At 71.6% G+C, this 21,939-nt stretch carries 20 protein-coding genes and 3 tRNA genes; 12 read left to right on the top strand and 11 right to left on the bottom strand.

The window, feature by feature from the left end:
• The 4 genes from KSNIM_RS18100 to KSNIM_RS18085 form a co-directional block, all read right to left on the bottom strand.
• A partial coding sequence (locus tag KSNIM_RS18100) for an oxygenase MpaB family protein (protein ID WP_263104243.1) occupies positions 1-698 on the bottom strand: 698 nt, incomplete at its 3' end.
• Positions 695-1,957 (bottom strand): MAB_1171c family putative transporter, encoded by a 1,263-nt coding sequence (locus tag KSNIM_RS18095; RefSeq protein WP_263104242.1) that lies wholly within the window; start codon positions 1,955-1,957, stop codon positions 695-697. The genes KSNIM_RS18095 and KSNIM_RS18100, both read right to left, overlap by 4 nt.
• The gene (locus KSNIM_RS18090) at positions 1,950-2,417 is read right to left on the bottom strand and encodes a hypothetical protein (RefSeq protein WP_263104241.1); all 468 of its coding nucleotides are present in this window, start codon (positions 2,415-2,417) and stop codon (positions 1,950-1,952) included. Before KSNIM_RS18090 ends, KSNIM_RS18095 begins: the two co-directional genes overlap by 8 nt.
• A 97-nt stretch (positions 2,418-2,514) precedes the next feature.
• Positions 2,515-2,988: a helix-turn-helix domain-containing protein gene (locus KSNIM_RS18085; protein ID WP_263104240.1), complete on the bottom strand. Its 474-nt coding sequence runs from the start codon at positions 2,986-2,988 to the stop codon at positions 2,515-2,517.
• Positions 2,989-3,361: 373 nt separating this feature from the next.
• Between KSNIM_RS18085 and KSNIM_RS18080 the strand changes: the two genes are divergently transcribed.
• The 3 genes from KSNIM_RS18080 to KSNIM_RS18070 all read left to right on the top strand — a co-directional run bounded on the left by KSNIM_RS18080 (position 3,362) and on the right by KSNIM_RS18070 (position 9,107).
• Positions 3,362-4,801 carry an HNH endonuclease gene (locus KSNIM_RS18080; protein ID WP_263104239.1) on the top strand — a complete coding sequence of 480 codons (1,440 nt, stop codon included), beginning with the start codon at positions 3,362-3,364 and terminating at the stop codon, positions 4,799-4,801.
• A 102-nt stretch (positions 4,802-4,903) separates the two neighbouring features.
• Positions 4,904-5,755 carry a sulfurtransferase gene (locus KSNIM_RS18075; protein WP_263104238.1) on the top strand — a complete coding sequence of 284 codons (852 nt, stop codon included), beginning with the start codon at positions 4,904-4,906 and terminating at the stop codon, positions 5,753-5,755.
• A 1,174-nt stretch (positions 5,756-6,929) separates the two neighbouring features.
• Positions 6,930-9,107: an AIPR family protein gene (locus tag KSNIM_RS18070; RefSeq protein ID WP_263104237.1), complete on the top strand. Its 2,178-nt coding sequence runs from the start codon at positions 6,930-6,932 to the stop codon at positions 9,105-9,107.
• Between the two features lie 228 nt (positions 9,108-9,335).
• On the opposite strand, the gene KSNIM_RS18065 is transcribed toward KSNIM_RS18070, so the two are convergent.
• Both KSNIM_RS18065 and KSNIM_RS18060 read right to left on the bottom strand, forming a co-directional pair.
• A complete protein-coding gene (locus KSNIM_RS18065; protein WP_263104236.1) occupies positions 9,336-10,022 on the bottom strand; it encodes an HAD family hydrolase in 687 nt (228 codons plus the stop codon).
• Complete coding sequence (locus tag KSNIM_RS18060) at positions 10,019-10,867, bottom strand: GntR family transcriptional regulator (protein WP_263104235.1); 849 nt, start codon at positions 10,865-10,867, stop codon at positions 10,019-10,021. The genes KSNIM_RS18065 and KSNIM_RS18060 overlap by 4 nt, the downstream gene beginning before the upstream one ends.
• A 391-nt stretch (positions 10,868-11,258) precedes the next feature.
• Between KSNIM_RS18060 and KSNIM_RS18055 the strand changes: the two genes are divergently transcribed.
• The 3 genes from KSNIM_RS18055 to xerC all read left to right on the top strand — a co-directional run bounded on the left by KSNIM_RS18055 (position 11,259) and on the right by xerC (position 13,889).
• Entirely contained in the window at positions 11,259-12,101 is an 843-nt protein-coding gene (locus KSNIM_RS18055; protein WP_263104234.1) for a hypothetical protein, read from the top strand.
• 394 nt (positions 12,102-12,495) lie between these two features.
• Positions 12,496-12,684 (top strand): helix-turn-helix domain-containing protein, encoded by a 189-nt coding sequence (locus KSNIM_RS18050; RefSeq protein ID WP_263104233.1) that lies wholly within the window; start codon positions 12,496-12,498, stop codon positions 12,682-12,684.
• Positions 12,684-13,889 (top strand): tyrosine recombinase XerC, encoded by a 1,206-nt coding sequence (gene xerC, locus KSNIM_RS18045; RefSeq protein WP_263104232.1) that lies wholly within the window; start codon positions 12,684-12,686, stop codon positions 13,887-13,889. The genes KSNIM_RS18050 and xerC overlap by 1 nt, the downstream gene beginning before the upstream one ends.
• 88 nt (positions 13,890-13,977) lie before the next feature.
• On the opposite strand, the gene KSNIM_RS18040 is transcribed toward xerC, so the two are convergent.
• From KSNIM_RS18040 to KSNIM_RS18025, 4 genes are all read right to left on the bottom strand, one after another.
• Positions 13,978-14,051: transfer RNA gene (locus KSNIM_RS18040), tRNA-Phe, on the bottom strand.
• Between the two features lie 27 nt (positions 14,052-14,078).
• Positions 14,079-14,152: transfer RNA gene (locus KSNIM_RS18035), tRNA-Asp, on the bottom strand.
• Between the two features lie 55 nt (positions 14,153-14,207).
• Positions 14,208-14,280: transfer RNA gene (locus KSNIM_RS18030), tRNA-Glu, on the bottom strand.
• Between the two features lie 114 nt (positions 14,281-14,394).
• On the bottom strand, positions 14,395-14,736 hold the full coding sequence (locus KSNIM_RS18025; protein WP_030271311.1) for a metallopeptidase family protein: 342 nt from the start codon (positions 14,734-14,736) through the stop codon (positions 14,395-14,397).
• Positions 14,737-14,872: 136 nt separating this feature from the next.
• Between KSNIM_RS18025 and KSNIM_RS18020 the strand changes: the two genes are divergently transcribed.
• The 5 genes from KSNIM_RS18020 (at position 14,873) to KSNIM_RS18000 (ending at position 20,231) form a co-directional block, all read left to right on the top strand.
• Positions 14,873-15,277, top strand: a complete 405-nt coding sequence (locus KSNIM_RS18020) for a fluoride efflux transporter FluC (RefSeq protein ID WP_263108007.1) — start codon at positions 14,873-14,875, stop codon at positions 15,275-15,277.
• A gap of 82 nt (positions 15,278-15,359) precedes the next feature.
• Entirely contained in the window at positions 15,360-15,791 is a 432-nt protein-coding gene (locus tag KSNIM_RS18015) for a DUF190 domain-containing protein (protein ID WP_263104231.1), read from the top strand.
• The gene (gene crcB / locus KSNIM_RS18010) at positions 15,788-16,162 is read left to right on the top strand and encodes a fluoride efflux transporter CrcB (RefSeq protein ID WP_263104230.1); all 375 of its coding nucleotides are present in this window, start codon (positions 15,788-15,790) and stop codon (positions 16,160-16,162) included. Before KSNIM_RS18015 ends, crcB begins: the two co-directional genes overlap by 4 nt.
• 899 nt (positions 16,163-17,061) lie before the next feature.
• The gene (locus KSNIM_RS18005) at positions 17,062-19,269 is read left to right on the top strand and encodes a DEAD/DEAH box helicase (protein ID WP_263104229.1); all 2,208 of its coding nucleotides are present in this window, start codon (positions 17,062-17,064) and stop codon (positions 19,267-19,269) included.
• Between the two features lie 143 nt (positions 19,270-19,412).
• A complete protein-coding gene (locus KSNIM_RS18000) occupies positions 19,413-20,231 on the top strand; it encodes a TIGR02452 family protein (RefSeq protein ID WP_263104228.1) in 819 nt (272 codons plus the stop codon).
• A gap of 111 nt (positions 20,232-20,342) precedes the next feature.
• On the opposite strand, the gene KSNIM_RS17995 is transcribed toward KSNIM_RS18000, so the two are convergent.
• Complete coding sequence (locus KSNIM_RS17995) at positions 20,343-20,645, bottom strand: hypothetical protein (RefSeq protein WP_263104227.1); 303 nt, start codon at positions 20,643-20,645, stop codon at positions 20,343-20,345.
• 145 nt (positions 20,646-20,790) lie between these two features.
• Here KSNIM_RS17995 and KSNIM_RS17990 point away from each other — a divergent pair, with 145 nt between their 5' ends.
• Positions 20,791-21,924 (top strand): low temperature requirement protein A, encoded by a 1,134-nt coding sequence (locus KSNIM_RS17990; RefSeq protein WP_263104226.1) that lies wholly within the window; start codon positions 20,791-20,793, stop codon positions 21,922-21,924.
• Positions 21,925-21,939: the final 15 nt, after the last annotated feature.

The following is a 21,939-nucleotide window of genomic DNA, read 5'->3' as shown; positions in this document are numbered from 1 at the left end:
AGGCGCAGCGCGGTGGTGACCGCGGCCCGGACGAGGGCGGGCGGCCGGGGTGCGCCGAGCGAGGTGCGCAGGGGCTCGTCCAGCAGGGCGGCGGCCAGGACCGGGGTGAGCGGGGCCAGCGGGCCGGGGAGGCGGGAGGCGAGCAGGCCGCGGGCCGACGCCCACAGCTCCCGGGCCTGCGGGGTGGGCGCGAAGCGGCGGCCCTCGACCCCGCGCATCCATGCCTCGGTGCCCGCGAGGTCGCCGCCGGGCGGCTCGGGCAGGCCGAGCGCCTCGGCGAGTTCCCGGTGGAAGGCGTACGCGGAGTCCCGTTCCGGGGGAGTCGGCCGCCGCGGGCCGTGCTCGTCCATGAACCGCAGCGGGCAGACGGTGAAGCAGGCCAGCACGTAGTGCATCAGCTCGGGCGTGATGCCGGGGCGGTCGTGGACCCGGCGCAGCCCGTCCACGACCCTGCGGCCCTCGGGACTGTCCGGGCCGTGCCCGATCAGGGTGAACATCGCCGCTCCGGTCGCCTTGGCCCGGCTCTTCGGCTGCCCGGTCACCCGGCCCGTGCCGTGCAGCACCGCGGCGATCTCCGGTATGCCGAAGGTCCGGACGAAGCCCAGGGTCAGCCCGACCCGGGACTCCTCCGGCATCACCTCCAGCACCAGCCGCGCGTACGGGTCACGGGCGCCGCCGGGCGGCCGCGCGCCGCTCACGGCGTTCCCGCGGCGGCGAGTGCCTCGGCGGTCAGCGGGCCGTCGAGGCCGCGGGACACCCGGACGAGATGCGCCCGCTCCTCGGCCGGGTCCGCGTCGAGGCCGGGCAGCACGGCCTGCGCCTCGCGGGGCCGCGGCTGCCGTCCGGCGGCCAGCGCGGCGACGGCGGAGCGCAGCGCGGCGGCGACCACCAGGGCGGACCGCTCGGGATCGGCCAGTCCGGCCCGCTCGGCGATCCGGGCACTGCTGGCGACCACCGCCGGGTCCACCCAGGGCCGCAGGGTGAGCTGGCCGTCCCGGATCTCCAGGCCGCGCCGCGTGGTGCGCCACTCGAGGTCGCGCAGGGCGAGGCGCTCCGTCCAGCGGGCGGGCGGGGCCTCCAGGGCGAGGCGGCGGTCGGCGCGGTAGACGAGGTCCCACAGCGGGCGCAGCGCCCGGTAGTCGCGCCGGCGCCGGGCCCAGTTGGCGCCCGCCGGGCCGGCGAAGCCCGCGGTGATCAGCAGGGCGCCGGCGGCGGCGAAGGCCGGCCCGGCGGCGGTGCTCAGCCACTCCGTGCCGCCGATCCCGGCGGCCGCCGCCCCGATCGCGACGATCTTGCAGAGCACGTAGCCGCAGGCCGTGACCGAGCCGAGGGCGATCAGCCGGATGCCGCGGCGCAGCCAGCCGGCCGGCAGCCGGGCGGCGTGGCCCCGGCAGACCCGGGCGATGTCGATCAGTGCGAAGGCGAAGGCGCCCTGGTACAGCGCGAGGAAACAGGCGATGGCGGGCACCGTCGCGAAGGTGGTGTCGAAGGTGAGCGGGGTCTCCGGGGTGCTCGCCCGGCCGGCGGCGAACAGCACCGCCATCAGGGCGGCCAGCACCGCGAACAGGCTCAGCCTGGCCCGGATCCGCCGCCGGGTGCCGGCCGAGGAGACGTCCCAGATCCGGTCGCCGTCCCGTTCGCCCGGCGGGGTCCAGATCATGGCCAGCACCACGGTGGCCGCGGAGAAGCCGGTGATGCCCAGGTACACCAGCAGGGTGGCCAGGTTGCCGGTGTGCGCGGCCCGGTCGATCGCCCGGTAGAGGAGGGGCGAGGCCATCAGGAAGGAACTCGCCGGAGAGGCGATCGCCAGCGCCACCACCAGCAGGCCGGGCGAGGGATCGCGCCGCCAGGCCCGGAGCTTGAGCGCGGCGACCGTCCAGGCCGCTGCGCCGATCGCCAGGTAGACGGCATTGAACGGCGCCTCCGACACCGCGGGGGCCGCCAGGTGCTCAGACATGCTGGCCCTTGCGGTGCTCCAGGGCGGGTGCCAGCTGCGAGGTCGTCCCGGCGCCCGGAGCCAGCACCAGGATCCGCAGCAGTTCGGCGCCGAGCACCTCGGCCTCCTCCTCCGCCGCGTCGTCGTAGTGCGAGCGGCCGAGAACCAGCCGCAGGACGTCCGGGTCGATGGTGGACAGCTCCACCGCGGCGGTCTCCGCGTCCGGCGGGGCGGCCTCCGGCAGGTGCCCGCAGAGCAGGTGGGCGAGCTCGTGGCAGACGATGTGGGCCTGGTGCAGACCCGAGGTCTCCTGCTCGAAGTGGACGACGTCCTCGTCGGGCAGCCGCTCGACGAAGCCGGACGGCTCCCCCACCCGCATCCGGCGCGGTGCCAGCCGGACCGGACGGCCGGTCCGCTCGGCGACCGCCGTGCACAGCTCCTCCACCGTGCTCAGCGGAGGCAGCCCCAGCTGCCTGGCCACGGCCCGCATCCGGCGGCGGGTACGTCCCACACCTCGCACGTGCTCCCCTTCGGGAAGCCGCCAGTGGCCCAGCGGCGTCTCCTGCTGCCCGGTCACGTCACTCCGCCGCCGGGCCACCGTCGTCGGGCAGTCCGACCGCCCTGCGCAACTGTTCCACGACCGTGAGGGCGGCGTCCTGCATCTCCGGCGGAAGACCGGCCGCCCGCATGGCGATCCGCTCCACCCGGGCGTCGCGGAGCGTCTCGATCCGCTGCAGGTCGCGCTCGACGGCCTGCGCGGTCGCGGAGTCGCTGAAGTAGTCCAGGGGCACACCGAAGAACTTGGCGATCTTCACCGCGTTCTCCAGGCTCGGCTTCTGGGTGCCCTTGCGCAGGTTCCCGATGTACGTCCCGCTGAGGCCGGTGCCGAGGGCGATCTCCGTGTCCCGCCAGGGACGGCCGAGGTCCTTCGGGTAGATCACCTTGATCAGGCGCCGGAAGCGGGCCGCGAAGTCGGGGGAGCCCGTGGTGGGACCGGCACCCTCCCCGGACGGCCCGGCGGAGCCCTCCGGTCGCGCAGATTCGGTGGACATGCGCGGATCATAGAACGATCTGACGCTTCGCCAGAATCCCCCGACCGTCCCCTCTTGCACGATCGTTGAGGAAGAAGTGCCGTTCCGGTGCGTGAGCCGTGCCGGATTCCGGGAGCCCCTCCGGGGGCGATCCACGATAGTTGACAGCCAGTCATGCATTGAGCAGGATCGACCGCACCGGCCCGCCCCGCGCGAGGCCGACCGGCCGCACCCCCCGGCCCACACGCTCCGGCGCGCCGCTGCCCCACGGGGGTGGGCAACGGCGCCCGGCCCCGACCACGGCGGGCCCCTCTAGCGCAGCACCGCGCGGATCGCTGTCGGTGCGCGGTGATGGAATGGACGCACAACTGCCGTACTCGGAGGGGTGTTGTCGGTGATCACTGCGACTGTCGTGCGTCAGCGGGTCGGCGAACTGGCACCGGCCGAGCGCGACGGCTCGCGGGCGCCCCACCGACCGCTGTTGCTGCTGTGGGCCCTCGCGCAGGCCGTGCAGCGGCGCCCACGACTCCAGCCGTGGTCCCGCATCCAACCCGCGGCCGGCGCTCTGCTGACGCGGTTCGGCGGTGTGGCGGACCCGCGTGAGGCCGTCGTCTACCCCTTCTGGTCCCTGCAGAAGTCCGAGCTGTGGGAGATCGAGGACGCCGATTCGCTCGAACTGACCAGCCGCGACCGCCGCCCCAAGCGGTCGGCGCTGGACGGGATCGACCCCCGGGCCGGGCTGCTGGAGGACGTCCATGAGCTGCTGGCCGCCGACCGGGCGTTCGCCGCGGAGCTGGCCGCCACCCTCCTGGTCAGGTTCTTCAACCCCGTCCCCAAGGGGCTGGTGGAGGCACTGGGCCTGGACGACCTGCTGATGGGCCGGGTAGCGGAGTGGCTGCAGCCGCGGGTCGGCGACCGTTTCACCGGTCGGTTCGCCCTGTCCGAGGTGCACGGCGGCCAGCGCATCGCCGGGATCGGCAAGCTGCACGACGGCATGCTCAACGCCTTCTCGGACGACAAGGGCCCCTACCGGGACGGGCGCATCGCCGGCACCGACTGGATCGCGTACGTCGGTGACGGACAGCGCGGGGACCAGGCGCTGGTCCGCGGCAACAAGTCCATGGCGATCCACCAGGAGCAGCAGCGGCCGCTGCGCTTCTGGCACAAGCCGTACGGCGGTGAGTTCACCTTCGAGAGCTGGGTGGTGATCGCTCAGCGACGCCTCCGTTGGGGGCGCGGCAACGACGACCAGTGGCGCCGCGAATTCGTCTGGGTCCTGGCACCCGTCCCGTCCCCGCTGAAGGACCACTGGCCCCACGAGATTCTCGAGGTGCTGGCGGCGGAGGGCGCTGAGCTGCACGACGACACCGGGGACGTGATCCCGACCGAGGTCATGGGCGGGTCCAAGACTCCGGCCGAGAAGTACCGGCACCTTTGCATGGCTGCTGAGACCACCGAGAAGCGCCGCCAGGGGCAGCGGTCGCGACAGTCGACCATCGAACGGGTCCTGCGGTCCGCGGCTGCTCGGGACGCCGTGCTGCTGCGGAGCGGCGGCCGGTGCGAGAACCCCACCTGCCTCGGTCATCCGACGGAGCTCACCGATGCCGGGGCACCCCTGCTGGAGGTCGACCACGTCAAGGACCTGGCCCGCGGCGGCCCGGACCGGCCGGAGTTCATGATCGCGCTGTGTCCCAACTGCCACGCTCTGAAGACCCGGGGCACCTATCGCGAGCAGCTGCGCGGCCAGCTGCTCGATCGGGCCCGAGCGCTGCACGCGGCAGCGTTGGCATCCATCGGTTCGCTGACGGGCGAGATCCGCTCCCCCGACAGCTGACTGGTTGTCACCGATGCCGCTCGGGGGTGTTCGAGCCTGTACTACTGTGCGTCGGACGCCCGTGAACGGTGTGTGCGGGTGGCCGAGCGGAAGGTGCGTGCGATGAGTCTGCTGTCCCCTCCCGGACCGCTGGTGTCGGCCGACTGGCTGGCGGAGCACCTGGGCCGGCCCGGGCTGGTGGTGCTCGACGCGAGTGTCGGGGTGTACCGCGGGATCCGGCGGCCGATTCCGGGGGCGCGGACCTTCGACATCGACGGGGCGCTCTCCGACCCGGCGGACCCGCTGCCGCACACCATGCCCGGCCCCGAGCAGTTCGAGCGCGAGCTGCGGGCCCTCGGTGTGGACGACGACAGCGTCGTCGTGGCGTACGACAACGCCGGCATCTACTCCAGCGCCCGTGCCTGGTGGATGCTGCGGGCGATGGGCTTCGACCGGGCGGCCGTGCTGGACGGCGGCCTGCCGGTCTGGGAGGCCGCCGGGCTGCCCCTCGCCGGCGCCGCCGGCGCCGAGGAGGCGCCCGCCGCGCCCGGGAACTTCACCGCTCGGCCCCGCGCCGGGCTCCTGGTGGACCGCCGGGCCGTGGACGCCGCCCTCGCCGACGGGGCCACCGCCGTCCTCGACGCCCGCAGCCGGGACCGCTACACCGGCCGGGTGGAGGAACCCCGACCCGGGCTGCGCCGCGGCCACATCCCCGGCGCCGTGAACCTGCCCTACCTCGACCTCCAGGCGGACGGCCGGATGCGGCCCGCCGACGAGCTGAAGGCCCGGTTCGCCGCCGTCGCCGACGGGCGCGAGCGGCTGGTGGTCAGCTGCGGCTCCGGAGTGACCGCCTGCGTCCTGGCCCTCGGTGCCGAACTGGCCGGCTACCGGGACCTCGCCGTGTACGACGGCTCCTGGAGCGAGTGGGGCCGCCCAGGCGACCTCCCCGTCGAACAGGGCCCCGGCCCGGCGTGACCGCCGCCGGCGGGGGGCGCGGGCCCGCCCGCGCCGCCCGTGCCCGGGAACACGAAGAAGTCCCCGCAGCGATCTTCGCTGCGGGGACTTCGGCTGTGGCCAGGGCCGGGGTCGAACCGGCGACCTTCCGCTTTTCAGGCGTCCTCCGAGGTGGTCCCGGACCGGTGAGGGTTCACCTGCCACGGCGTGTCGGGGCTGACCGACTCTGCCGGCGCCCGCGAGCGTCCGTGGTTGTTGGCGTACGGGGTGGCATACGCCAACGCTAAAAAGTGAGGCTCCATCCGTTTCGTCTGAAGCAACCCTGGCACTCATCCGACCTGGGGACAGATACCTGTTGACCTGCACACAGCCCCCGAGCGTCTGTGGCCGTCCGCTCAAGTGCGGGTCTGTTGTAGCGCAGTCAGGCACTTGGCAACCTGGGGCCGCAAGGTAGTTGGCAACCAACTCAACTCCGGCAGAAGCAACTTAGACTTCTGGGCATGAGTGAAGCACCAGAGTGGACAGCTGCCACCGAAGTCGTCGTGGAGAACCCCAGACTGGCAAGAGCGGAGATCACCCACGCCTGGGACAGCGGTCGGCGGCGTACCGCTTGCGGTAAGGGTGTTGCAGGACTCGCCCTGCATGCTCGTCCGTGGGGGATCAGCCGTGATGGGCGATGCCAGGATTGCGAGCGCCAGACCTCACGATAGCCACGAGCTGCTGGCAGACTGAAGAAATGGGTGGTCGGCGATTGTCGTAGATGGGCGACGTTGGCCCATCTCGCACGGCCCAGCGAAGCTGAACTGGTCTGTGGCGAGGGTCCCGGAGGACTGGGCGTGGACATCGTAGGCCTGGATGGCCAGCACAGGTGCTTCTTGGTGTTCAAGGCTGACGGCGAGCGCTCATCGGGCTAGCCTCGGATGGTGATCACCTCTGGGGCGACTAAGGGCGCTGGCCGAGGAGCGTTCCCTGGGCGTGGGCTCGTATATGTGAACGCGACGTCCGGGGCCACTGCATGCCGGCCTCAACGTCGTCTACGGGCCTGCTTTCGAGCTGACTCGGAGGTCGATAGGGCTCTGGCGCTACTACGGTTGGGTCTCGACAGCTTGGAGCCCTGAGCACCGTTCGGCGGCACGATTCGGGGTCAGCAAGAATGTGGAGCCAATCGGCTCTACCAAGGGGAGGAAGCCGAAGCGTGAACGTGCAACAGCCCAAGGGCGGGAAGCCTGACTCGAATACCCAAGTACGGCAGGTGGGCAAAGCGCTCCGGAAGGTTTACGCCAATCTTCTGGACACTAGCGACCTCGCTGCGAAGTACACAGGGGAGGACTTCGAGAATCGCCGCACCTCCAGAGCGCTAGCCGCCCAAGCGGTGCGGATCGTTACTGGTTTCAGCCCCGGGGAGGCCGCCGCCACCGTCATTGACGGAGACCTTGATCAGGGTATCGACGCGATCGCCGTGGTTGAGGGGGCCAAGCCTCACGTCTATCTCGTCCAGAGCAAGTGGAGCCCCGAAGGTAAGGCCAAGGGAGACCGGCAGGCAGTGTTCGAACTCCTCGCAGGCTTCCGGCTCATCGATGAGGAGAACTTCGCCCCGTTCAATCCGCGCGGCCGGAGGCTGGCCGAGTATGCCAAGTCGGTCATGGACCAGGGGACCGTTCCCGTCACCCAGGTTGTGGTGATGATGCGACCCGACATGCCCGGCGAAGGCTTCATACAGGCGATCAAGAACGGGGAGGATGAGTTCAACCGGTATGGCCCGGTACTGGACAACCGGATCATCCTGGCTCCTGAGGTGTGGGCGTCCGTACGAGCTGACCAGGTGCCCGAGCCTGTGGTCCTGACCGCGGAGCTGTTCCCCTGGTTCGGCATGGGTTCTGACGCGCTGTACGAGTCTTATCAGGGAGTCGTCGACGCCGAACAGGTTGCCGATTGGGCGAAGCATGGGACGAATCTGTTCAATCTGAACATTCGTAAGCCCCTGGGCAGAACGCCTATCAATAACTCCTTGATCGCCACCCTCACTGAGGAGCCAGCCAACTTCTGGTACTACAACAACGGCATCACTGTGCTCTGCGACCGTGTGGAGAAGGTTGAACGGTCGGCGCGTGCTCCCCAGCAGAAGCCCCTGATGCTGACTCTACACAACGCCAGTGTGGTGAACGGTGCCCAGACCGTGCGCGCCGTTGCAGAAGCACTGGAGAAGGAGGACGCGACCGCCGAGGCCAAGATCAGTGTACGGATCATCGTCACACACGCGGCCAAGGAGTTCGCTAGCGATACCACGCGCGCCACCAATCGGCAAAACAGTGTTGGCGAACGAGACTTTGTCGCCCTCGATCCGATCCAGGGCGATATTCTGGACGAGATGCGGGCGGAACTCGGCCTGGAGTATGGGGTGCAGCGCAGCGAGGTCGAGCTTCCCGAGGAGTCCGGCTGCACCGTCGTCGACGCGGCCGTCGCCTTGGCCTGCGCCCATGCTGACAGTCAGTACGCAGCCCGGATCGCGCTCACACTCGACCCGCTGTGGGAGCGCGGATCGCAGGGAGTCTACGACGTGCTGTTCCGCCCGAGGCCGGGCGTTTACCTACTGTGGAACGCTGTCCAGGTGTTGCGTGAGGTGCGACGCTGTCTCCTCGACCTCCGCAAGCGCTACGAAGGCCGGGCAGCCGCGCTGACGGAACACGGCACTTACCTACTCGCCCATCTGGTGTTCCGGCTTCTCGATACCGAGGGGATTGACGAGCCCGACACCAAGCTGACCTGGGCCGAGGAGGCCAAGGTGCAGACTAAGGAAATCGTCCAGCGGCTGCTGCCCGTTACTATCCAGGTCATCGACGAGCTCTCCGAGCGGCGCCCGCAGATCCGGGCCGTGTGCTCGGACGCCGACCGCTGCCGCGAGGTCACTGAGCGGGTCATCGAGGCTATGGTGCAGGGCAAGAACGGTTCCGCCGCGGACGCGTACCGGCGCGCCCGGCCCACACGCAAGCGCCGCCGCCCCAACGCCGTGCAGGTCCTCGTCGACAAGCGGATCCTGAATGAAGGCGAGCCCCTCACGCTCAGCACGGCCTACCCGCTTGAGGCCGAGGCCCTCAAGGGCTGGCTCGCAGGGGATCCGCGGCGCTCTCGAGCCACGTGGACTAACCACCGGACGAAGCCGGTCGTTTGGACCGCGGATGGCCAGCAGTACTCACCGTCGGGCCTGATCACCCATATGTGGAAACTCGCCGAGTGGGCAGACCGGCCCACGGCTAACCAGGGCACGGCCCGCTGGGTCACGTCCTCGGGTGATACCCTCGCTGACCTCGCATGGCGGACGCTGGGGAACCTGGAAGAGCCGGACGAGTCCGACGAATCGGGCCCGTCTGAATGAGGATGCAACCGACCGGTAGAACCTTCGGGAGGCGGCTGCTCGGCCATGTGCCGCCTCGCCTTCGACATCGGTTTTGACCAGTTCCTCCCATCCCAGTTGCCGACAGGCCCGCCCGCGCCCCGTCTTACGGCGCGGAGCGGGCCTCCGCCGGAGCGGGGCGAAGATGGGAGCAGCACTGGTGCGAGCGAAGCGCCCCTTGATGAAGTGAAGAATGTTGTACCTGCTGCCTTAGCTAAGTGCTTTGGCGATGACGTGCATGGAGTCCACCACGGCAGCCGCACCGGCGGTAGCTAGCCGGGCATCCTTTCCTGGCTTGTTGGCGTAGCCAATGGTTGAGACCCCGGCAGCATGGCCAGCCTCCACATCGCGGGCGGCATCGCCGATGAAGACACACTCGGCGGGTTTGCTGGCTGTGGCTTTCATGGCATCCAGAAGGAGGCGTGGACTCGGCTTCATGGAGGACGGGTCGCCCGGAGCGCGACCGAAGACGCCGGACACGTAGGTGCTCAGTCCCCGACTGGAGATGTACGCCTCGATGGCCGGGCCTGAGTTGTTACTGACGATAGAGAGGGCGCGGCCCGTCTCGGCGCACGCACGCAAGACTGCCTCGCCGCCGGCGTTCGGTCGACCGATTAGCACGGCTTCGGTTTCAAGGATGGTCAGCTTCTGGTCCGTCGCTGCAGCGAGATCGGGCCGGGTATCGGCGACCAACCGGAACAGGGCCAGCGGGTCGGTCTCAGTCTCGCCGCTGGCAGGGACCTGCTCGCCGGTGGCGAGCAGGCTTTCACGGAGGCGGCGGGCGACTTCCGGGGCAGGCAAGCCTGCGAAGACCGAGCAGACCGGGCCATCGAAGTCGAGCAGGACGTGCTTCACCGGGCGGAGTAGCTCGGCGAGCGACGGGGAGGCGGCGGTCACGGCTGGCGCTCATAGGCGATGGTGGTCCAGACGCTGTCGAACCATGCCTGGGCTTGTTGGACGTACTGGGAGCCGAGCGAAGCGTCGTCGGGGCCGGCGGCGTGGTGGAACAGGGTCGTGTCCTTGCCGGTCACGTCGTAGAACGTGTGGCTGTCGCCGTTGATTGGGACCGTGCGCTCGCGGAGTGGGTAGAAGCCGAAGAACGCTTCTGAGCGGTTCAGGATGTAGAGCTTGAACAGGCTGGACGCTCGGTGGACCTTGACCTGGACGGTGGCCGACTGGACCAGTCCGAGTTCGGCGAGGACTTCGACCGAGTGTGCGATGCCGCCGGCGTTGGTCAGCGCGATGTTCCGGGCGCGCTCGCGGAGCGCGGGTTCGTCCTTGAGGCTGTCGACCAGGACGGGTACGGCCATCGGCTCCGTGGTGTCCGGCAGCAACAGCCGGACCGCGATCGACTCCGGGGCGAGGCGGCCGGATCGGATCTTGTCGAGCGGTTCCTGTAGGGCGTTGTGCAGCGTCTCGCTGGAGAAGCCGGCGAAGTCGAGCGTCACTTGGGGCTGTTCAAAGGCGGCTTCCAGGTGCGGGCGGAGACCCACCGGGCGGGACGTGCGCTCCCGCACGAAGGAGCCGCTGCCCTGCCGGGTCACGATCAGGCCCTCGGTGCGGAGCAGGTCGAGCGCCTTGTCAACGGTGCCGCGCGCCACGCCGAAGCGCTTCGCCAGCTCCGGGCCGGATGGGAGTTTGTCGCCGGTCTCGAAGCCTGGCTTCTTGGTGAGGATTGAGGCGCGCAGAGAGCTGCTGACCTGCTGGTACGGCGGGCGCGGGTCATCCGGGTCAAGGCTCATGTATCCATGGTAGGCGAGATGCCCAACACTGATGAGAAACCCAACACTCTTGACCTGCCTAGGCAGGTTGCTATGTTGCGAGTGTCGCAACGGAGAGAAGCCGGAGCGACACGGAGGGTCCTCTTTGGGCTGCTCTGAGCTGCACAAACGCGCCCTGATTGGCCTCTGGTCGACTCAGGTCGCGGGCCCGGGTTGAGCGGGCCGAGGCACCTGACTAGTTCAGGCCCAAGTCGGGGCCGCCGCGCGTTCCTTGGCCGGAGCGCGGCGACCCCTGCGGGCCTGTCGACTCTCCTGGAAGAGGTAGACCCGTGAAGTTGATTGTTGCAGGCCAACGCGCCATGGGCTCCGAGGAGTTCGCGGAGCTGGCGTTGGGCGTGGACTCGGAGCTTTGGTGGCGTGGCTGGTTGCCGCGTGGCTGCCGCACATCCCGCACCCGGTGCTCACCTTCAAGGGCGAGCAGGGCACCGGCAAGTCCAAGACCGCGTCCATGGTCGTCAACTTGATCGACCCGTCCCCGGCGACGAAGCGGTCGCAGCCTCGGGATGTGAAGGCGTGGGCGACGCAGGCGTTCAACTCCTGGGCGCTATGCCTGGACAACGTCTCCGCCATCCAGCCCTGGCTGTCCGACACTCTGTGCAAGGCCGTCACTGGCGACGGCATCGTCGACCGGGCCCTGTACACCGACGACGACGCCGGCGCGCTGGCCGGCGACCTCGCGGAGCGGCTGCTGGTGCTCGACCTGCAGCTCATCGGCGAGGACAAGCGCCGCACCGAGGAAGAGCTGGACAGCGCGTTCGACCAGGCCCGGCCGGCGATTGTCGCGGCCCTGCTGGACCTGCTCGCCGCCGTCCTCGCCGAACTCCCCTCCGTCCGGCTGGAGCGGATGCCGCGGATGGCCGACTTCGCCCGCGTGCTCGCCGCGGTCGACCGGGTCAAGGGCTGGCACACCCTCGACGCCTACACCGCGGCCTCCGCCAACGTGAACGCGGACGCCCTGGAGGGCGACCCGTTTGGCTCCGCCGTCGCCGAGTTCACCGAGGCGTGCGGCACCTGGACCGGCACCGCCGGCCAGCTCTTGGAGCTGCTGCCGCCGCCGGACGGCTCCATCCGAAGTGGCCCAAGGACGCCACCCGCCTCGGCGGCCAGCTCAAGCGCCTCGCGCCCGTGCTGCGTTCCATCGGGATCGAGTACGACGACACCCAGCGTTCCCGGGATCGCAAGCGCACCCGGCTGATCAGCCTCACAGCAGAGAACGGCTGCAAAACGGCGTCCGTGGCGGGAACAGTGTCCGGCACAGCCGTTGACCTGCTCACTCTCGCGGACCATGCCCAGCCCGCAAGCGTCCGCACGGCGCCATCGTAGCGTCCGCACCCGCCGACTGCGGACGCTACGAACAGCGGTGCGGACGCTCCTGCCGCCAGAGCGTCCACCGGACTCCAGGCCCCAGACCAGCACCGGAACCCTGACGCGGACGCTCGGGACGGTGCGGACACTGCAATGCAGCCGATCTCTGGACTGCACCCCCGCTGCACCGTGTGCACCCAGCCCCTCGACCGCGTCCTCGCCGACCTCGGCGCCACAAAGCACGCCACCTGCACGCCCACCCGCCGATGAACAGGAGCCCGCACATGAGCACCGTCATCCCGGTCGCCCTCACCGTCCCCGAGGTCATGGCCGCACTCCGGATGAGCCGCAGCAAGGGCTACGACCTCATCCGTGCCAAGAAGCTCGCCACCTTCACCGAGGGCCGCAGCCGGCGGATCCCGGCCGACGCCCTCGCCGCATACATCCGCACGAAGATGGAGGAGAACGCCTGATGCCCAAGCGCGCCAACGGCGACGGCAGCATCACCAAGGTCAAGGGCCGGGACCTGTACCTGGCCCGGGCCTACGTGACGACGACCTCTGGCCTGCGCAAGCGGGTCTCGGTCTACGGCAAGACCCGCGACGAGGCCCGCGAGAAGCTCACGGCCCTTCAGGCGCAGGACCACCAGGGCATCCCGGTCCCCGACACGAACGTGAAGATGGCCGAGTACCTGACCTACTGGCTGGGCGCGGTCGTGAAGGTCAACCGGCGCCCCAAGACCTACCAGGGGTACGAGAGCGTCGTGCGGGTCCACCTGACCCCCGGGCTCGGCAACAAGAAGCTCCGGACCCTCAAGGCCGCCGAGGTGCGGACCTGGCTCGCCCGGGTCGCCTTGACGTGCCAGTGCTGCAAGAACGGGTGGGACGCGGCCCGCCGCACGCCGGAGTGCTGCGCGGCAGGGGAGTGCTGCGACTCGCGGCTGTCCCGTCGCATGGTGCAGTCGATCCACGCTGTCCTCCGGAACGCCCTGGAGAACGCTGTGAGGGAGGAGCTGATCCTGCGGAACGTCGCCAAGCTGGTGCAGGTGCCCACGCCGGAGTACGGCACCGGCAGGGGGCTCACGGTGCCGCAGGCGCGCCTCCTCCTGAAGGCGGCCGGCGCGGACCGGCTGCACGCGCTCTACGTCCTGGCTCTGGCCATGGGGATGCGCCGCGGAGAGCTGCTGGGCCTGCACTGGGCGGCCGTGGACCTCGACCGCGGCACGCTGATCGTGTCCAGCAACCTCCAGCGGGTGGACGGCGCCCTGCAGCTCGGCCCGACCAAGACGACGTCCTCGCTCCGCACGCTGCCGCTCCCGCCACTCGTCACGGAGGCCCTGGAGGCCCACCGGGAGCGCCAGGCCCAGGAGCGGGTGGCGGCCGGTGAGCGGTGGATGGAGAGCGGCCTGGTGTTCACCAGCCGGGTCGGCACGGCGATCGAGCCGGACAACCTCCGACGGAGCTGGTACCCGCTCCGGGACCGGCTCGGCCTCACCCTTCGGTTCCACGACCTCCGGCACACCTGCGTGACCCTGCTGCTGGACCTCGGGGTGCCGCCGCACATCGTGCGGCAGATCGCCGGCCACAGTGACATCGGGGTGACCATGAAGGTCTACGCCCACGCCTCGCTGGACGAGCAGCGGAAGGCCCTCGGCTCGCTGAGCGACCGGCTCGCCTGATCGGTTGGCATACGGGTTGGTGCACCAGGCATGAAAACGGCCCCGGAGAGTGATCTCTCCGGGGCCGTTTTGCCTTTTCAGGCGCTTGTGGCCAGGGCCGGGGTCGAACCGGCGACCTTCCGCTTTTCAGGCGGACGCTCGTACCAACTGAGCTACCTGGCCGTACTTCACCGTCTCTTGCGAGACGAGCGATCCCGACGGGACTTGAACCCGCGACCTCCACCTTGACAGGGTGGCGAGCTAACCAACTGCTCCACGGGACCTGGTGCGGAAAATCCGCTCAGGCCTTGCGGCACTGCACTGTACTACGGTAACGCGTGCCCCCAACGGGATTCGAACCCGTGCTACCGCCTTGAAAGGGCGGCGTCCTGGGCCACTAGACGATGAGGGCTTGCGGCCCCCCGGCTGTTATCCAGCGTTCGGGGACGTCGAGAAGCATATGGGATGCCGGGCGGGAACACCAAAACGGTTTCCGGTCGCTCTGCCGGGTGTCGCGCTCCGCGGGTCACGACCAGCCCAGCTCGTGGAGCTCGTGGTCGTCGAAGCCGAAGTGGTGGGCGACCTCGTGGATCACCGTCGTCCGGACCTCGTCGGTGATCTGCTCGTGCGTCTCGCAGTACCGCAGGGTCGGGCCCATGTAGATGATGATCCGGTCGGGCAGCACCCCGGCGTACCACTCGCCCCGCTCGGTGAGCGGGGTGCCCTCGTACAGGCCGAGGAGGTCGGGGGAGGCCGGATCGGGTTCGTCCTCGACGAAGATCGCGACGTTGTCCATCATCGCCGCGAGCTTCGGGGGGATCTGGTCGAGGGCATCGGCGACCAGCGTCTCGAACTCGTCCCGGGTCATCTCCACCGCCTCATTGTCGGGTGTGCGGTGACGGTGTGCCAGGTGATCCACGCGGGTGATTCACTGGAGTGTGCGCTCGGACCGGACAAGCGGGGTCGCGGCGCCGCCGCGGACGGCCGCCGGCGGCCGTCCGCCGGTGCTGCGCGGCCAGGGGCCGACTATCGCCGTGGTGGCGCTCGGGGGCGCGTTGGGGGCCTCCGCCCGCTACGGTGCGGCCCTCGCCTGGCCGACCGGCCCCGACGCCTTCCCGTGGACGACGCTGCTGGTCAACACCGTCGGGTGCGCGGTGATCGGGGTCTTCCTGGTGCTGGTCACCGAGGTGTGGGCGCCGCACCCGCTGCTCCGGCCGTTCTTCGGCACCGGTGTGCTGGGCGGCTTCACGACCTTCTCCACTGCCACCGTCGAGGTCCAGCGCCTGGTCGACCACGGTGCGCCCGCCCGAGGCCTGGCCTACCTGGCGGCCACGGTGCTGGCCGCCCTGACCTCGGTCTGGATCGCGGCCGGCCTGACCCGTCGCCTGCTCGGCCGGCGGGTCGGATGACCACCGGCCGCAGCGGCCGACCGGGCCGCACCGACCACCGCACCGACCACCGCACCGACCACCGGGACCGCAGGAGGACGGGATGAGCCGACTCAGGGGTACGGCCCTGCGCCTGACCGTGCTGGTCGGTGAGAGCCGGATGTACCGCTCCCGCCCGCTGTACACCGAGGTGGTGCACCGCGCGCACGCCGCCGGCCTGGCCGGGGCGAGCGTCTTCCGCGGCATCGAGGGATTCGGCGCCTCCTCGGTGATCCACACCGCCCGGTTGCTCTCGCTCGGCGAGGACCTGCCGGTGGCGGTCGTGGCGGTGGACACCGCCGAGCGGATCAGGGCCTTCCTGCCCCGCCTGGAGGACCTCTCCGGGCTCGGCCCGGTGCTGCTGGAGGAGTGCGAGGTCGTCCGCTTCGGCCCCGCGGAGGCACCCGGCGTCGACGCGCCGGACGGGGAGTCGGCGGACGGGGAGTCGGCGGGCGGCGGGACGGCGGGCGGCGCCGAGCGGGAGGCGGACCGGTGACCTGGCTGCTGGTGATCGCCGGTGCGATGGTCGGCGCCCCGCTGCGCTACCTGACCGATCGGGCGGTGCAGGCGCGGCACGACTCGGTGTTCCCATGGGGCACCTTCACCGTGAACGTCTGCGGCTGTCTGGTGCTCGGACTGCTGACCGGCGCGGCGGCGCGCGGCGCGGCCTCCCTCGACCTCCAACTGCTGATCGGCACCGGCCTGTGCGGGGCGCTGACGACCTATTCCACGTTCTCGTACGAGACGCTCCGGCTGGCGCAGAGCGGCGCCCGGTTCATGGCGCTGGCCAACGTCGCGGGCAGCCTGCTCGCGGGCCTCGGCGCGGCGTACGCGGGGACGGCGCTGGCGCACGCGTTCTGGGGCTGACGCCCGGGCGGCCCCGACGCGGGCGGCCCGTGACGGCCCGCCACGGCCCGAACGGAGGGCTGCCGGCCCGATCGGCGGTGCCGGCCGTGTCCGCCGGGCCTCGCCGCGCGTTGGGCACCGGAGGGCAGTGGGCCCGGGTGGGCGGTGCGAGAGGTGGCTCGGGAGATGGCTGGGGTGAGGGCCGCGATGCGGCCGGGCGGGTCGAGGCGGCGGCGTGCGGTGGCAGGTGCCGCACTGGCGGCACTGGCGGGGCTGGGGCTCAGCGGGTGCATGGCGGTGGGGGCGGGGTCGGCCGAGTTGCAGGGCAGCGGCCGGAGCGCCGGCCAGGGCGACCTGTCGGGTGACTCCGGGGCGCCCGGGGCGCAGGCGGCGGGCGGCAAGCACGCCGGACACGGCGGGGTGCTGCCCGCGGCGGCCACGCGGCCGGGGGCGAAGCCGTCCGGTTCGGCTGCCGCGAGCAGTCGGCAGGAGAGCTCGGCCCCGGCCGGGCCGACGCCCGCCCCGTCGGCGTCGGTGCCGGCCAACCGGAGTGTGGAGACGCCCGAGCCGCACCCGACCGCCGGCCCCACCGGCAGCACCCCCTCGGCCACCACCGCCCCGGAACCGACCGGAACCGGGCAGCCCACGCCCTCCGACTCCGGTCCGCTGCCCAGCCTCCCCGGTTCCTCGGGTTCCGGCGGGGGATCGGTCGATCATTAGCGGGCTGGCCAGCACGTTTGCCTCTGATCCCCAGGCTCGTCTATGGTGGTAGATCGTTCGTTTGATCCATTTGACTGGCGCCCCCATTCCTCTTGAAACGGCGCCCTTGGCGCGTTCCGGCGATCCGTGGCTGACCGCATAGAGGCGGTTGTGAAACAGAACCCCGGACTTTGGCGCGTGCCACTTCCGGAAGGTTTTGCATGTCTCTCGTTGACGACGCCCGCTTCGCCATGCCCGCGAACGGTCTCGACGCCGCCGACACCACCGACACCGCCGAGCTGCTCGACGCCCTCGAGCCCGCCGAGGCGGACACCGACACCGACGCCGTGGACTCCGAGCCCACCGTGACCTTCGGCGACCTGGGCCTGCCGGACGACGTCGTCCGCGCCCTCGCCAAGCGCGGTGTCACCACGCCGTTCCCGATCCAGGCCGCCACCATCCCGGACGCGCTGGCCGGCAAGGACGTGCTCGGCCGCGGCCGCACCGGCTCCGGCAAGACCCTGAGCTTCGGCCTGCCGCTGCTGACCCGCCTCGCCGACGGCGAGCGCACCCGCGCCAAGCACCCGCGCGGCCTGATCCTGGTGCCGACCCGCGAGCTGGCCATGCAGGTCGCCGACGCCCTGGAGCCGTTCGGCTCGGTGCTCGGCCTGCGCCTCAAGGTGGTCTGCGGCGGCACCTCGATGTCCAACCAGATCTACGCCCTGGAGCGCGGCGTCGACGTCCTCGTCGCCACCCCGGGCCGCCTGCGCGACCTGATCAACCGCGGTTCGGCCGTGATGGACGACGTGCAGGTCGCCGTCCTCGACGAGGCCGACCAGATGGCCGACATGGGCTTTCTGCCCGAGGTCACCGAGATCCTCGACCTGGTGCCGGCCGGCGGCCAGCGCCTGCTGTTCTCCGCCACCCTGGAGAACGAGATCGACACCCTGGTCAAGCGCTACCTGAACAACCCGGTCACCCACGAGGTCGACCCGTCCGCCGGCGCGGTCACCACCATGACCCACCACATCCTCGTGGTGAAGCCCAAGGACAAGGCGCCGATCACCAACGCGATCGCCGCCCGCAAGGGCCGCACCATCATCTTCGTCCGCACCCAGATGGGTGCCGACCGCGTCGCCGAGCAGCTGGTCGAGGCCGGCGTGAAGGCGGACGCGCTGCACGGCGGCATGACCCAGGGCGCCCGGACCCGCGTGCTCGGCGACTTCAAGGACGGCTACGTCAACGTGGTCGTCGCCACCGACGTCGCCGCCCGCGGCATCCACGTCGACGGCATCGACCTGGTGCTCAACGTCGACCCGGCCGGCGACCACAAGGACTACCTGCACCGCTCGGGCCGCACCGCCCGTGCCGGCCGCTCCGGCACCGTCGTCACCCTGGTGCTGCCGCACCAGCGCCGCACCGTCTTCCGCCTGATGGAGGACGCCGGTGTCGAGGCCTCGCGCCACATCCTCGACCACGCCTTCGACGCCGAGGTCGCCAAGATCACCGGCGCCCGCTCGCTCGTCGAGGTGCAGGCCGAGTCGGCCGCCGGCATCGCCGGTGCCGCCGAGCGCGAGGTCGCCGACATGACCCGCCAGCTGGAGCGCGCGCAGCGCCGTGCGACCGAGCTGCGCGAGGAGGCGGACCGCCTCGCCACCCGTGCGGCGCGCGAGCGTGCCGCGCTGGGCATCGAGGACGAGCCCGCGGCCGAGAACGGCGAGACCGCCGAGGGCACGACCGTCGTCGAGGCGCCCGCCGCCGAGGCCCCGGCCGCTCCGGTCGAGGCCGAGCGTGCGCCGTCGTACCGCGAGGCCCGCAGCGAGCGTCCGGCGTTCACCCGGGACCGCGACCGCGAGCGCCCCTCCTTCAGCCGCGACCGTGACGACCGTGGTGGCCGTTCGTTCAACCGCGACGACCGCGGTGGCCGTTCGTTCGGCGACCGTGACCGTGGCGAGCGCGGCGGCTTCAACCGTGACGACCGTGGTGGCCGTTCGTTCAACCGCGACGACCGCGGTGGCCGTTCGTTCGGCGACCGTGACCGTGGCGAGCGCGGCGGCTTCAACCGTGACGACCGTGGTGGCCGTCCGTTCAACCGCGACGACCGCGGTGGCCGTTCGTTCGGCGACCGTGACCGTGGCGAGCGCGGCGGCTTCAACCGCGACGACCGCGGTGGCTTCAACCGTGACGACCGCGGCGGCCGTTCGTTCGGCGACCGTCCGGCGCGCTCCTTCGGTGACCGTCCGTCCTTCGGTGACCGTGACCGCGGCGGCAGCAGCCGTCCGTTCGCCCGCCGCGACGACCACCGCTCCGGCGGCCGTCCGCAGGGCTTCGGCCGTGACGACCGCGGTGGCCGTTCGTTCGGCGACCGTGACCGTGGCGAGCGCGGCGGCTTCAACCGCGACGACCGCAAGCCGCGCTGGAAGAACTGACGCCCCGACGTCCTCGGTACGGGCCCGCTCCACTTCGGTGGGGCGGGCCCGTCCGCGTTCCCAGGCGGATCCGGCCCGGTGTTGTTCTCGGAATGAGAATAATCGGTGGCGGACGGCCGGGGGTGGCGCGTAGCGTCACCGCCATGAGTCGAATGCACCAGGTGGCGGTCGAGAACGAGGAGATCGCCGAGCGGGGGAACTACCGGACGCGGGGCGGTGCGGTGGTGGAGATCGGGCCGGTCCTGGCCGCGGCGAGGGCGGGGACGGTCTCGTACGGGCCGGACGAGCCGCCCGGCCCCGGGGCCGGGCCGTACACGGGAGAGGTCGAGGTCACGGCCGAGGGCAGTGTCGAGGCCGGCGCGCGGCTGGTGGCGGCGGGCGGCGAGCACGTCGCGGTGCTGAACTTCGCCTCGGCACGCAACCCGGGCGGCGGCTACCTGCGCGGCGCCAAGGCCCAGGAGGAGGACCTCTGCCGCAGCGCGCTGCTCTACCGGTGCCTGCTGGAGGCCCCGGACTACTACGAGGCGCACCGGGCCTCCGCCGACCTGCGGTACAGCCACCGGGTGATCTGGTCGCCCCGCGTTCCGGTGATCCGCGGGCCGGGCGGGCTCCTCGCGGAGCCCTACGCGCTGTCCTTCCTGACCTCGCCCGCGCCCAACGCGGGCCAGTTGGCACTGCGCTCCGGCGGCCGTCCGGTGGACGTGGCCGGCGTGCTCGCCGAGCGGGCCGTCCGGGTGCTCTCCGCGGCGGCCCGGCACGGCGTCCGCGAGCTGGTGCTGGGGGCCTGGGGCTGCGGGGTGTTCCGCAACGACCCGGCGGTGGTGGCGGACGCCTTCGCCGCCGCTCTGGCGACCCACGGTGCCGCCTTCGACCGGGTGGTCTTCGCGGTCTGGGACCGCTCGCCGGTGTCGGCGAACCGGGCGGCCTTCGAGGCGCGCTTCCCGGCGGTCCGAGCGGTCTGAGCGTCTGAGTCGTTTGAGCGCTCTGAGCGGCGGGGCCGGTCACGTCCGGGTCGGGTGGGGGCGCCGGGGTCTTGGAAGGCGCGGACCGGCAGCCGCCCGAGGCCGGTGGGGTCAGTCGCCGCGGCGGGTGGCCAGCGCCGAGGCGGCGGCGACCACTCCGGTCACGGCGAGGACGGAGGGCCACGCGCCGATCTTCTTCGCCAGCGGGTGCGAGCCGCCGAACGCCGCCAGGTACAGCGCGGTCAGCGCCGCGGCGGTGGCCGGGCCGGCCTGGCGGTGCCACTGGACCGCCGCGGTGGCCCCGGCTGCGGCGAGCACCGCCCCGCCGAGCTCCCGGCGCCCGCTCCACCGCGCGGTGCCGTACCCGCCGATCAGACCGGCCGCCGCCACCGCCGTGCTCGGGACACCCGCCATTGCCGTACTCCTCGCTCCTGGGTCCGTCCTTCGACCATAACCCGCCGGGCCGGGCGTCCCCGGGCGGGGGCGCCCGGCCCGGCGGGCCGGTTCCGGCCGCCGAAATCCCGCCCGCGGGCCGCCGAGTTGATCCATACTCGCGCCCGTGACCACTGCCACCGGGACCACCGCCGTCGAGGGCGAGGCCGAACTGCGGGTCGGCCCGCTGGAGCTCTTCTTCGACCTCGTCTTCGTCTTCACCGTCACCCAGCTGACCGCCAGTCTGGTGCACCACCTGACCCCCGGCGGGCTGGTGCGGGTGCTGGTGATGCTGGCGGTGATCTGGTGGATGTACGACGCGTTCATCTGGCTCACCAATGCGCTGCCCCCGTCCACCCACCCGCGCCGGGCCTTCCTGCTGCTGGGCATGACGGGGTTCCTGGTGGTCTCGCTCGCCGTGCCGCACGCGTTCGACGGCAGCGGGGCCGCGTTCGGCTGGGCCTACCTGCTGGTGATCGCCGTGCACACCGGGATGTTCGCCTCGGCCGGGGTGGCCCGCGGGCCGGTACTGCGGATGGGCGGGCTGAACCTGGCCATCGCGGCCCTGGTGGTGGTCGGCGGCTACCTGCAGGGCTCCGCCCAACTCGCCCTGTGGACGGCCTCGCTGGCGCTGCAGATCGCCAACCCGTACCTGGTCGACCTGCCGCAGTTCCACCTGCGGGCGGACCACTTCGTGGAGCGGCACGGGCTGGTGGTGATCGTGGCCTTCGGCGAGTCGGTGGTCGCCCTGGGCGTCGGCGCCGCGGGCCACCAGGAGCTCACGACGGGGCCGGTGAGCGCGGCGGTCTGCGCGCTCGCGGTCTGCGTCGGCCTCTGGTGGGCCTACTTCGGCCATGACGACGACGAGCGGACGGTCGCCGCGATGGCGGAGCTGGACGACGCCCGGCGCAACCGGGTGGCGATCCGCGTCCACAACCTCGGCCACTACGCGCTGCTGCTCGCGGTGATCCTCTTCGCGGCCGGCGCCGAGTCGGCTGTCGCACACCCGACGGCGGCACTGCCCGCCGCCCGGGCCGCCGTGCTGGCCGCCGGTCCGGCGCTCTTCCTGGTCGCCAACGCCGGGATCCGCCGCACCTTCGGGCTGCACCCGCTGCTGCCCCGGCTGGTCGCGGCCGCCCTGGTCGCGGCGACCGTCCCGCTCGGCACCGGGCGGTCGGCGCTCGCCCAACTCGGGGCGATCGCCGCCCTGATGGCCGCGGCCTTCGTCTGGGAGGAGTTGCAGCGGCCGGGTCTCGACTGAGCCGGTGCAGCTCCG

Origin of the sequence: Kitasatospora sp. DSM 101779, from assembly GCF_025655475.1 — a bacterium.
Taxonomy (GTDB): Bacteria; Actinomycetota; Actinomycetes; order Streptomycetales; family Streptomycetaceae; genus Kitasatospora.
The sequence above is the reverse complement of the archived record's forward strand: the minus strand, read 5'-3'. Positions and strand labels throughout refer to the sequence as shown.